The 12,718-nt window shown below is 34.5% G+C and carries 8 protein-coding genes; 6 read left to right on the top strand and 2 right to left on the bottom strand.

What is annotated here, in order from left to right; all coding sequences use genetic code 11:
* Window positions 1–19 precede the first annotated feature (19 nt).
* The 6 genes from DKT72_RS04170 (at window position 20) to DKT72_RS04195 (ending at window position 10,618) form a co-directional block, all read left to right on the top strand.
* On the top strand, window positions 20–1,696 hold the full coding sequence (locus DKT72_RS04170) for a RagB/SusD family nutrient uptake outer membrane protein (RefSeq protein ID WP_111307464.1): 1,677 nt from the start codon (window positions 20–22) through the stop codon (window positions 1,694–1,696).
* A 186-nt stretch (window positions 1,697–1,882) separates the two neighbouring features.
* Window positions 1,883–3,130: a DUF2264 domain-containing protein gene (locus DKT72_RS04175; protein ID WP_111307619.1), complete on the top strand. Its 1,248-nt coding sequence runs from the start codon at window positions 1,883–1,885 to the stop codon at window positions 3,128–3,130.
* A 62-nt stretch (window positions 3,131–3,192) separates the two neighbouring features.
* Window positions 3,193–5,028: a glycoside hydrolase family 2 protein gene (locus DKT72_RS04180; protein WP_235841602.1), complete on the top strand. Its 1,836-nt coding sequence runs from the start codon at window positions 3,193–3,195 to the stop codon at window positions 5,026–5,028.
* Window positions 5,029–5,115: 87 nt separating this feature from the next.
* Window positions 5,116–5,955 (top strand): glycoside hydrolase family 16 protein, encoded by an 840-nt coding sequence (locus DKT72_RS04185; RefSeq protein ID WP_220628078.1) that lies wholly within the window; start codon window positions 5,116–5,118, stop codon window positions 5,953–5,955.
* A gap of 23 nt (window positions 5,956–5,978) precedes the next feature.
* Window positions 5,979–8,411, top strand: a complete 2,433-nt coding sequence (locus DKT72_RS04190; protein WP_111307621.1) for a glycoside hydrolase family 2 TIM barrel-domain containing protein — start codon at window positions 5,979–5,981, stop codon at window positions 8,409–8,411.
* A 50-nt stretch (window positions 8,412–8,461) separates the two neighbouring features.
* Complete coding sequence (locus tag DKT72_RS04195) at window positions 8,462–10,618, top strand: glycoside hydrolase family 43 protein (protein WP_111307466.1); 2,157 nt, start codon at window positions 8,462–8,464, stop codon at window positions 10,616–10,618.
* A 97-nt stretch (window positions 10,619–10,715) separates the two neighbouring features.
* Here DKT72_RS04195 and DKT72_RS04200 read toward each other — a convergent pair whose 3' ends face one another.
* Entirely contained in the window at window positions 10,716–11,900 is a 1,185-nt protein-coding gene (locus tag DKT72_RS04200) for a BT3233 family polysaccharide utilization protein (RefSeq protein WP_111307467.1), read from the bottom strand.
* 22 nt (window positions 11,901–11,922) lie between these two features.
* Entirely contained in the window at window positions 11,923–12,714 is a 792-nt protein-coding gene (locus DKT72_RS04205) for a gluconate 5-dehydrogenase (RefSeq protein WP_111307468.1), read from the bottom strand.
* Between the last annotated feature and the right edge of the window lie 4 nt (window positions 12,715–12,718).

Below are 12,718 nucleotides of genomic sequence, written 5' to 3' on the forward strand. Positions count from 1 at the left end.
AATTAAAAATTCAAATAAAATGAAGATAAGTATAAAATATTTAGTTGGCATGTGCGCATTGTTGCTTGTTAACTATTCATGTCAAGATTCTTTTTTAGATGAAAAGGTGTTAGATGCGTTAGCACCAGAAACATTAAATGATAAATTAGGGTATGATGCCGCTGCTGTTGGATTATATAATAGTCTAAGTAGTACATTCTACACAACAGATCAAGATCAAACTTTTCTAGGAATGTTTCAATTAGGAACAGACATTATGTGGGCACCTTCAGGTAGATCTAATGGTTTGGCTAGGCCTTATTTTGATTACTCACAATTAAACTCTACAGATTGGGGAGCAAGTAAAGTGTGGAATGGAGCATATAAAATTATAAATAATGCAAATATAATTATTAATAATGCGGAATCAGGCAATGCAGTTGGAATGTCCCAAGATGAGATAAAAGCTTTTAATGGGGAAGGACGATTTTTTAGAGCTTATGCTTATAATATGTTAGCAACATTATATGGAGGTGTTCCATTAGTTTTAGTACCTATAGATGATGCAAAGACAGATTTTACAAGAGCGTCTTTAGATGAAGTAAACACAGCGATTGTAACTGATTTAGAAAAAGCTGTAGCAAATTTACCAGAGGTAGATAAAGCTGCCTATGCAGGAAGAGCAAATAAAAATATGGCTCGACAATTATTGGCAGAAGTATATTTACGTATAGGTAAGCCTGATCTTGCAGAAAAGCGTTGTGATACTATTATTAATAGTGGCAAATATTCACTAGTAAAAAATAGATATGGTGTTCGTTCAAGTGAGCCTGGTGATGCTTTTTCAGATATGTTTATCAACGGAAACCAAAGACGATCACAAGGAAATACTGAAGCAATTTGGGTATTAGAACAAGAAAATCCAACAGATGTAACTGGTGGAAGCACAGGATGGCCTCAACAAAGAAGAGTTTGGGGAGCATCATATCATGATTTGCCAGGGATGGAACCTACTGATACTTTAGGAGGAAGAGGTCTAGGTAGGATTAGATTAGACAATTGGGTGCTATATAATCTTTATGATGATGGAGATATGCGTAATTCCAAATATTCAATCCATCGTCAGCATTATTTTAATAATACCAATTCTAAATATGATGATATTAGAGGTTTACCTGTTCCTTATGGTCAAGACGTTACTTTTACGTTACCAGATGCTAGTGAAGTGAAAATATTTGCAGCAGATACTATTTATAAAAATGCGCCATACATACTTAAGTGGGGTCAATTTGACCCAAGAGATGTTTTTGGATATGGTCAGTTTAAAGATTTTATTATAATGCGTTTAGGGGAAACATATCTTTTAAGAGCGGAAGCTAGGTTTAAGCAAAGTGATTTTGATGGTGCTGCTCAAGATATTAATGTTCTTAGAGATAGAGCACATGCCCCATTTGTTGATGCTGGAGATATCACTTTAGATTTTATTTTAGACGAAAGAGCTAGAGAATTAATAGGAGAAGAAAACAGAAGAATAACTTTGGTAAGAACAGGTACATTAGTAGAAAGAGCTAAAAGGTTAAATGGAACAGCTCCACTTGCAGGAGGAAATATTGAAACCACTAATGGTTTACAAGATTATAATGTCCTATTGCCTATTCCACAAAGTGAAATAGATCTAAATAAGGATGCCGTTTTAGAACAAAATCCGGGTTATTAAAAATTGAAATAGATTTAGTTAATTGTTTAGTTTAGTAGTTTGAAAGGAATAAGTATAATTTTTTTATTATACTTATTCCTATTTTATGAAATACACAAATTTATCTGTTAGGATATTGATTCCAATGTGTTTTTTTATCAAGATAACTCGATATTGTTTTTTAAAGTAACAAAAACACAAACCATTATGAATAAAAAATTAAGGAACATATTATTTGCTATAACTTTCTTTTTCTTGGCAACAAACAGTTTTTTTCCACAAGAAAAGAATTATGAAAAAATGCCACCCTTAAAAGTAAGAGAATTTTTTGTATCTACTTTAGTTAAGATTGGCGATCCTGTTTTAAGTGCATTAAGTAAAAATCAATTAAAGGAATTGATGCCTATAGAAAAATCACCAAGAGCTTGGGATGAACGTTCACATGTAACGTATTTAGAAGCTTTTGGAAGATTGCTTTCAGGAATGGCTCCTTGGCTAGAATTAGGCTCAGATAATACGCCTGAAGGTAAATTAAGAGAAAAATATATTGATTTAGCTAGAAAATGTATCCAGAATGCAACAGATCCTAGTTCACCAGATTTTATGAATTTTGTAAATGATAGGCAACCTCTTGTTGATGCGGCCTTTTTTGCACAGGCCTTACTTAGGGCTCCTAATCAATTATGGGAACCATTAGAAGAGAAGACCAAAGAAAATGTTATTCATGCATTGAAGTCCACAAGAGTTATTAAACCCTATTATAGTAATTGGTTGCTTTTTTCGGGAATGATTGAAGCTGCATTAGACAAATTTGATGGTAGCTCAGACAATATGCGTTTGGATTACCCTTTAAATAAACACAACGAATGGTATTTGGGTGATGGAACATATGGAGATGGTCCAGATTTTCATTGGGATTACTACAACAGTTTTGTAATTCAACCCATGATACTTGATATTTTAAAAACACTTTTAGAAAAAGATAGTAGCCGTAAAGGCGATTATAATATAGCGTTAAAAAGAGCCAAGCGTTATGCGGCCATTCAAGAGCGATTAATCTCTCCAGATGGAACGTATCCTCCAATTGGTAGGTCGTTAGCGTATCGTTTTGGTGCTTTTCAACATTTATCTCAAATAGCCCTTTGGAAAGAATTACCTGAGGAAATGGCACCATCCCAAGTACGTTCTGCATTATATGTTATGATTCACAATCAGATAAATGCTCCAGGAACTTTTGATAAAAATGGTTGGCTTCAAATAGGATTATATGGACATCAACCAAATATTGGAGAAGGTTACATTTCTACAGGAAGTTTGTATTTATGTTCTGAAGCATTTTTAGTATTAGGCTTGCCTGCTGAGGCTCCCTTTTGGAAAGATCCTTATCAGCCTTGGACACAAAAGAAAATTTGGTCTGGACAAAATATACCTGTAGATCATGCTTTAAGTGAATAATTGAGTTTAGTAAAAAAATAATACTTTAAAAAACTTTTATATTTATGATTAATCTACTCAAAATGAAAATTAAAAACTATATGAAAACCATCTTTTTTTTGCTATGCTTACTTTTTAGTTATAAACAGCTATATGCACAAGACAACTTCATTACAAATGTTAATAATCGAACGCATCAAAGTTTGGGAGGGAAATGGAAGTATATTATCGACCAATACAGTACAGGAAGTATTGGATTTAGTCCTCTTTACGAAAATAAGAAACCTGCAGATAAAACGGATAGAGTAGAATATAGCTTTGATCAAGCACAAAGCTTATGGGTTCCAGGTTCTTGGAATGCTCAAAAAGATGAGCTTTATTATTATGAAGGCAGTGTATGGTATCGTAAAACTTTTGATTTTCAAAGAAAGCTTAAGAATTCTCGAGTGTTTATCTATGTTGGGGCTGCTAATTATAAAACCGATTACTCCTTTAATGGAAAGAGATTAGGAACTCATGAAGGTGGTTTTACGCCTTTTAGTTTTGAGGTAACGGATCTTATTAAAGACAAAGATAATTTTTTAATACTTGGTGTGAACAATCGAAGGGAAAAGGAAAATATTCCTGGAATGGTTACAGATTGGTACAACTACGGAGGAATCACCCGAGATGTTACGTTGGTTGAAGTTCCTCAGAATTATATTGATGATTTTACCATAGCACTAAAAAAAGAAACAGCTCTGTCTAAAGAAAAAGAAATAGTGGGTAGTATTCAATTAACTGGACCCAAACATCCCACTGAGGCAATGATTGAAATACCTGAACTAGGGCTTTCTAAAATGATTCATATCAATAAGGAAGGGAAAGGAAACTTTTCCTTTAAAACAAGAAAAGTCGAATTGTGGGATCCTGAAAATCCTAAACTTTACACCATTAACATAAGTACAGATGAAGATCATTTATCAGATCAGGTTGGTTTTAGAAGTATTGAAACAAAAGGAACTCAAATTCTTTTAAATGGAAAGCCTATTTTTTTAAGAGGTATTTCAATTCATGATGAAAACCCAACAAGGGAAGATCGGGCGAACTCTATGGACGATGCCAGATTGACTCTGGAATGGACAAAAGAGCTAGGTTGTAATTTTGCTCGTTTGGCACACTATCCACACCAAGAAAATATCGTGCGATTGGCTGATGAGCTGGGAATATTGTTATGGGAAGAATTACCTTTATATTGGGGAATTGATTGGAAAAACGAAGAGGTGCTAGCAAATGCCAAACGCCAATATGCAGAAATAATACGGAGAGATAAAAACCGTGCTGCCAGTATTATATGGAGTATTGCTAATGAAACACAGCCAGATGAGGCCCGTAATCATTTTTTAACTGAAGTAGCACAGTATATTCGCAAAATTGATCCTACCCGCTTGTTAAGTGCAGCTTGTAAAAAAGATAGTTGGCACGATGGGGATAAAAGTAAATGGTATATGGTAAGTGATCCTATTGCTAAAGAATTGGATATTGTAAGTTTTAATGAATATCTAGGGTGGTACGGTGGAGATCCCATTGAATGTCGAGAAAAAAACTTCAAGATTGCTTACGAAAAACCGGTTATTATCAGTGAGTTCGGTGGCGGTGCACTTCAAGGATTTCATGCCGATTCTAAAACCAGGTGGAGCGAGGAATATCAAGCCAACCTATATAAAGAAAATATTGATATGTTTGAGCGTGTTCCTGGACTTTCAGGAATGACGCCATGGATTTTGGCAGATTTTCAATCGCCATTAAGACAATTACCAAATGTGCAGGACGGATGGAATCGTAAAGGTTTGGTTTCTGAAAAGGGACGGAAAAAGCAAGCGTTTTATGTGTTACAGGAGTATTATGAATCTAAAAAGAAGCAATATGCTAAAAAGTAAGGATTATAGTTATTCAACACTATTGATGTCAATAATTTCTGTGTAAAGTATATGAAAATAGTAATTAAGAGTTATAAACTTTTCTTTTTGAATCAGATTCTTCTTTTATTGCTTTTAGTTTTTACAATTAGTAGTTGTGCTTCTAGAAAGAATACATTAAAACCTGTTAAAGGGTATCATTTAGTTTGGAACGATGAGTTTAATATAGATTGTGTTCCAAATCCTGATAACTGGAATTACGAACACGGCTTTGTTCGTAATTTAGAAGATCAATGGTACCAAAAAGAGAATGCTGTTTGCAAAGATGGTTATCTAATTATTACAGCAAAACAAGCATTCAAACCAAATCCTAATTTTGAATCTAAAGAGCATGAAGATTGGCGAAAAAATAGAGATTCAATAAAAGTAACATCAAGTTGTTTACTTACTGCAAATAAACATTCATGGAAATACGGACGTTTTGAAATGCGAGCAAAAATACCAGTAGGTGATGGTATATGGCCAGCGTTTTGGACATTAGGAATTGATGGAAATTGGCCCTCTAATGGCGAAATTGATATCATGGAATATTATAAAGGTAACATTTTGGCCAATATCGCTTGGGAATCAAATCAAAAATGGAAACCGATTTGGAATAGTAAAACTTATAATTTAAATACTTTCAAGGATAATTGGGCTAACGAATTTCATGTTTGGCGTATGGATTGGGATGAGACCTCTATAAAACTTTATGTAGATAACCAATTATTGAATGAAGCCGATTTAGCAACCACAATAAACGAAACCAATCATAAAAACCCATTTCATCAACCACATTACCTATTGATAAATTTAGCGATAGGGGGACTCAATGGTGGTGCATATACAAAGACTATTTTTCCAGTCGTATATGAAATAGATTATTTACGTGTGTATCAGAAAGAATAAAATTTTAATGAATGAGCCAAAAAATGAGATTCAAAATAAAAATAGCAGCATTAATCCTAAGTTTTTACAATCTATCAGCTTTCAGCCAGATATCATTTGGAGAGTCCGAAAAAATTAATGACCAGTGGAAATTTACCCTTCAAGACCATCAAGACTTTAAAAACAAGTCTTTCAATGATGATAACTGGCAAACCATAAATGTACCCCATGATTGGAGTATAAAAGGGCAATTGAGTCCTACTTTGGCGAGTTGTACTGGCTATTTGCCAGGAGGAATTGCTTGGTATAGAAAAAGCATTAATATTCCATTAGAAAGACAAGGTCAAAACGTATTTTTATATTTTGAAGGGGTCTATAATAGAAGTGAAGTCTTTGTTAACGGACAATCTTTAGGAAAACGGCCTAATGGCTATATTTCTTTTGCTTACGATGCCACATCGTATATTAAATACGGAGAACAGAACACGATTGCTGTTCGTGTAGATCATAGTAAAAGTGCTGATTCCCGATGGTACACAGGCTCTGGAATTTACCGAAACGTTTGGTTGGTCTATGCAAATCCTATCCATATTGCACAATGGGGTGTCTATGTATATCCAGAAATAGATAAAAATTTGGGCATTTTAAATATAGAAGTTACCATAGAAAATGGTTTAGATACTAAAGAAAGTTTACAATTAGTAAATGAATTAATCGATGCAAAAGGAAAAGTAATAGCCAAGAGTATCAATAAAATGAAAATTGATGCTAAGCAATCTGGCAAAGTTTCAACAAAATTAAAGGTTAATAATCCTAAACTTTGGGATTTAGATCATCCAAATCTATATCAACTTAAAACAACCGTTTTAAAAGCAGGTAACATAATCGATAAAACAACTACGCAAACAGGATTTCGTAGTTTTACGTTCAACCCAGACAAAGGATTTGCTCTTAATGGCACATGGATGAAAGTTAAAGGGGTTTGTTTACACCATGATGCAGGCGTATTAGGATCGGCGGTACCTGTTGAGGTTTGGAAATCAAGATTAGAAACCTTAAAAGAAATAGGCGTCAATGCCATACGAACCAGCCATAATCCAGAGTCCCCGGATTTTTATACACTTTGTGATGAATTGGGTTTATTGGTTCTTAATGAAGCATATGATGAATGGGAATTTCCAAAGCGTAAATGGCTAGAAGGCTGGAATGAGGGAACTCCAGGTTATGAAGGAAGTTATGATATTTTTGCAGATTGGGCTGAAAAAGACCTGGAAGATATAGTGCGTCGCGATCGAAATCATCTATCCGTTTTTGCCTGGAGTATAGGAAATGAAGTAGATTATCCTAACGATCCCTATTCACATCCTGTATTAGATGGAGGAGGAGATACAGGATTTTCACAAGCTGTTTATGGAGGCTATAAAAAAGAGGCTCCCGATGCCATGCACCTTGGAGCTATTGCAAAACGTTTAGTTGCTGCTGTAAAAAAACACGATAAATCACGTCCTACAACCGCCGGTTTGGCTGGTGTAGCCATGTCCAACGAAACGGCATATCCAGCAGCGTTGGATATTACAGGATATAATTATACAGAAAGCAGATACCAATCCGATCATAAAAAATATCCGAATCGGGTTATTTACGGTAGTGAAAATCGTCATGATATAGAGGCTTGGTTAGCGGTGAAAAATAATGCTCATGTTTTCGGACAGTTTTTATGGACAGGCATAGATTATCTTGGTGAATCTGGACGTTGGCCTTCCAGAGGGTTTTATTCTGGCTTAGTCGATTTTTCCGGAAACATAAAACCTCGTGGTTATTTTCGCCAATCACTTTGGTCAAATAAACCTATGGTGTATTTAGGAACTTATATTTCTAATAATAAAGATAATGAAGAACTCTCTAAAGATGCTTGGCCCATATGGAATTATGAAGAAGGTCAAACGATACGAGTGGTTTCTTATACAAATACTGATAAAGTACGCCTTGAGTTAAATGGAATGATTGTAGGTGAAGAAAAAAAATATAATGAAAAAACAGGAATTGTATATTGGGACATCCCTTTTAAATCGGGTAAATTGGAAGCTGTTGGACTTAGTGATGATGGCAAAGAACTAAGCAGATATGCCATAGTCTCTTCAAAGCAACCTTATGCACTTACCGTTAAAGTTGAAAATAATACACTAAACAAAGATAAAGGGGTTGCACAACTTAGAGTACAAGCAATAGATGAACATGGTGTGCCAGTCATGCTTTCAGATAATGATGTGACGTGTTCAATTACAGGACCAGCTATTTTATTAGGATTAGAGGCAGGTAATAATGAGGATATGACCGATTATACCGATAATAAACAACGTGTTTTCCATGGTAAAATTTCAGCTTATATACAAGCAACAGGCAAAACAGGTTTGGTTACGATTAAATTTACAAGTCCTTGGTTAAAACCTATAGAAACTACTTTAGAAGTGAAATAAATACAAAAAGCTTAATAGAATTTAATTAAAAAAAGCAAAATAATTTTTAAATGAAACAACAAATTAATAGTGTATTCCTACTTATTTTACTTATGTGTTTTACAGCATGTAAGACAATAAATCAAACTGAAGACAATACGTATACGGCTTATTTATTTGCGTATTTTACAGGTAATGGGCCAGGAGAAGAGGCTGTAAGATATGCATTGAGTGAAGATGGCTATAATTACTATGCACTCAATAATAACGAGCCTATTTTAAGTTCAGAAGTAATAAGTTCTACAGGGGGCGTTCGCGATCCTCATATTTTAAGAGGCGATGATGGAAAAACGTTTTATATGGTAGTAACCGATATGGTTTCAGCCAATGGGTGGAACTCCAATAGAGCCATGGTATTATTAAAATCTATCGATTTAATTAACTGGACATCTAGTGTTGTAAATATTCAAAAAAAATTTCCTGAAGGGAATGAAGATTTACTTCGTGTTTGGGCCCCACAGACCATTTATGATGCAAAGGCAAAAAAATATATGGTGTATTGGTCTATGAAACACGGAAAAGACAAAGACAAGATATACTATGCCTATGCTAATGATGATTTTACCGATTTAGAAACCATACCAAAACAATTGTATTATAGTCCTAGCAATGCAGCTTGTATTGATGGAGATATTATTTATAAAGATGGAAAATATCACCTCTTTTTTAAAAATGAGGATGAGTCTAAAAAAGGTATTATGCAGGCTGTTTCCGATAATTTAACGAACGGTTATAAAGAGCTAAAAGGCTTTATGAATGTAACGGACAAACCCGTTGAGGGATCTGGTATTTTTAAATTGATAGATTCTGATGACTATATTTTAATGTATGATATGTACACTTCTGGAACATATCAATTTACAAAAAGTACGGATTTAGTGAATTTTGCGGTGGTAGATGATTCAATTTCAATGAATTTTCATCCACGTCACGGCACTGTCATTGCAATTACTGATAAAGAAAAGAAAAGGCTGTTAGAAAAATGGGGAACGATAGATAAAAGTGTGTTTGTAAGTTTCAATTCCGAAGCCGTTAGAAAGTATAATGTTGATATCAAAGATGATGAAGACACTATTTATGTGCCTGTGAAATTAGGAACTGATATAGCGAGTTTAGACCTGAAAATTCAAACGGTGCCATGGGTTACTATGTTAACCACAGGTGTACAAGATTTTTCTAAAGGGTCTAAAGATTATTTTTTTGAATCAGCTGGAAAGCAAAAAACATATAAGATTTCGGTTCATGAGGATAACAATCCTGTTTTAAGCGGATTTTATGCCGATCCAGAAATTATCTATGCACATAAAACGAACAAGTATTATATTTATCCAACAAGTGATGGTTTTACAGGATGGTCTGGCACTTACTTTAAAACATTTTCTTCACCGGATTTAGTGAATTGGACAGATGAAGGGGTTATTCTCGACTTAAAAAAAGATGTTAGTTGGGCAGACAGAAATGCTTGGGCACCAACCGCTGTTGAAAAGAAGATTAATGGGAAGTATAAATATTTTTATTATTTCACAGCCGCACAAAAAATAGGCGTTGCAGTTTCAGACAATCCAACAGGGCCTTTTGTAGATTCTGGAAAACCTTTGATTGCTAAACGACCTGTAGGAGTAAGTGGCGGACAAGAAATAGATCCAGATGTGTTTTTAGATCCCGTTTCGGGTAAAAGCTATTTGTATTGGGGGAATGGCTATATGGCTTGTGTAGAGTTGAATGACGACATGGTTTCTGTTAAACAAAACGCGCTAACACTTTTACATCCAGATGACACGTTTAGAGAAGGCACAGAAGTATTTTACAGAAAAGGGAAGTACTATTTTATGTGGTCTGAAGACGATACCAGAAGCCCTAATTACAGAGTAAGATATGCAACTTCAAATTCACCAATAGGGCCTTTAAACATTCCTAAGAATAATATTGTTATTGAAAAAAGACCAAAAGAAGGTATTTATGGAACAGGTCATAACAGTGTCATACAAACCCCAAATACAGATATTTGGCATATTGTATATCATCGTTTTAATCGCCCAAACGGCATTAGAATGGGAGATGCAGCAGGTTTTAACAGAGAAATTTGTATTGATAAATTAGAGTTTAATGCAGATGGCAGTATCAAACCTGTAGAACCAACAGTTAAAGGAATTAAAGAAAAAAATTAAAACACATCATTTAATATTTTAAATAGCCTTGTTCGTGATGTGCTTCGCAGCTCTGCTCATTACTGGTAAATCTATAGCTGGCAGTAGTTCTCTTAACCTAATGTTCAGGCAAGTGCAGTAAGACCACTAATGGTGTGTTAATACATTTAGAAAATGTATTTAAATATTTTTCCCACTCTTGTTCTGTGTTGAATTGACCACTTTTTTTCCAACCAAAACCTGCATAATAAACAACTTGGTTATTTGTTACTTTAAGGTGTGCATATGCATTACTTAAATCTTTTGTTTTAGTATCATACGTTTCAAAACCAAGAAACGTGTTTTTAGGTGCAACGATTGCTGTACCTATTTCAGAATCATCAATTGGTTGCCAATAACTTACCCAGCCATTGTTTTTATTTCCTTTAACAACCCCATCTTTTTCATGGAGTGTTAACCCAGGATAGATGTCTTTAGTACCCTCTAAAGAAATAACGAATTTCGTTAGATTATTGCCCTGATCTAAACTCATAATTCTAGATTCTTTAATAGGGTTTCCAGCAGCATCCCAATCTGCATATTCTAAATAAAAACTTGTTCGAATTGGACCTGTTGTAATGGTTCTCCATTTAGTGTAGTTCTTTGAATAATAAAATGTAGTATCAACTTTAGCAGCGATGCCACCAACACCTCGACTGGCACCAACATGAAAATTGTCTAAACCTTCTCCAGTGTCTTCATGATAAGTCCCGGTTTTTTCCGTATATTTTTTATACCATTTATTAATAATAGGGTAAGGTACTCTTTTTAGCCAGGCATCAACGCCACTAGATAAAGTAGGTTCTTCTAGATTGTTTTCATATCTGTATTGAGCATCAGGACCATAAACTCTGAATGCCACTTTATTGTTCTCCCAAGCATAATCATCAGTGCGTTCCGGTACGAATCTAGAATAACAGAGATCAGGTGCCTTTGGTTTATCGGTTTCGGTTACAGGAACGATATTAAAAGTTTTTTCTGAATTTGCAGCTATTTCTGGTTGAAACAAAATTTGATCCATAATACCATCACCATCGTTGTCAACAGTTTGTGTAACTTGTAATTTGCCAGTTTTAGCATCACGGATAGCGATTTTAGATAAATCGTCTACATTTAAAAAGCTTTTTGTTAATTCTACTGTTTCAAAGGTTCGAGCCACATCTAGTGTGTTTTTTACCAAAATAGATGATGTTTTTTCTTTTTGTGAACAAGAAGAAAAAATCATAAGACTTAACAAGTAGATTGAAATTCTAAATGTATTCATGATGCTAAGGACTAAAAGATTATTAATTTTCGTTTGAAGGTTTTCCTATTGTAGCCAAAATACCTCCATCAACATACAAAATATGTCCATTTACAAAATCACTTGCTTTTGAACTTAAAAAGATGGCAGCTCCTTGTAAATCATCTGGATTGCCCCATCGACCTGCTGGTGTTCTACTTATTATGAATTCATTAAATGGATGTCCATCTACCCTAATTGGTGCTGTTTGGCTTGTTGCAAAATACCCAGGACCAATACCATTGGTTTGAATATTATATTTAGCCCATTCAGTAGCCATATTTTTTGTGAGCATCTTTAATCCACCTTTGGCTGCTGCATATGCGCTAACGGAATCCCTACCCAATTCACTCATCATCGAGCAAATGTTAATAATTTTTCCGCCTCCACGTTTCATCATGTTTTTTGCTACATGCTTTGAAACAATAAATGGGCCCACTAAATCAGTTTTGACAACTGATTCAAAATCTGCTACTTCCATATCTACAATAGGCGTTCTTTTGATAATGCCTGCATTGTTTATCAAGATATCTATAGGGCCAACTTCAGTCTCTATTTTTGCAATAGATTCAGCAACAGCTTTTTCATCAGTAACATCAAACACATAGCCATAGGCTTTTAAACCTGATGTTTTATATGCTTCTACAGCTGATTCTAATGAATCTTTACTTCTATGATTCACAATAATTGTAGCACCTGCATTTCCTAATCCCTTCGCCATGGACATTCCGAGCCCATGAACAGCTCCAGTTACTAAAGCTACTTTTCCAGTTAAATCAAATAAGTTTATTGACATATTT

It is taken from the genome of Confluentibacter sediminis (assembly GCF_003258355.1).
Classification (GTDB): domain Bacteria; phylum Bacteroidota; class Bacteroidia; order Flavobacteriales; family Flavobacteriaceae; genus Confluentibacter; species Confluentibacter sediminis.

Bases quoted from the DNA above. Each gene is read 5' to 3' on its own strand.
- DKT72_RS04175 (WP_111307619.1), top strand. From the start codon at position 1,883: ATGAATAAAAAATTAAGGAACATATTATTTGCTATAACTTTCTTTTTC.
- DKT72_RS04190 (WP_111307621.1), top strand. From the start codon at position 5,979: ATGAGATTCAAAATAAAAATAGCAGCATTAATCCTAAGTTTTTACAAT.
- DKT72_RS04205 (WP_111307468.1), bottom strand. From the start codon at position 12,714: ATGTCAATAAACTTATTTGATTTAACTGGAAAAGTAGCTTTAGTAACT.
- DKT72_RS04180 (WP_235841602.1), top strand. From the start codon at position 3,193: ATGAAAATTAAAAACTATATGAAAACCATCTTTTTTTTGCTATGCTTA.
- DKT72_RS04170 (WP_111307464.1), top strand. From the start codon at position 20: ATGAAGATAAGTATAAAATATTTAGTTGGCATGTGCGCATTGTTGCTT.
- DKT72_RS04195 (WP_111307466.1), top strand. From the start codon at position 8,462: ATGAAACAACAAATTAATAGTGTATTCCTACTTATTTTACTTATGTGT.
- DKT72_RS04200 (WP_111307467.1), bottom strand. From the start codon at position 11,900: ATGAATACATTTAGAATTTCAATCTACTTGTTAAGTCTTATGATTTTT.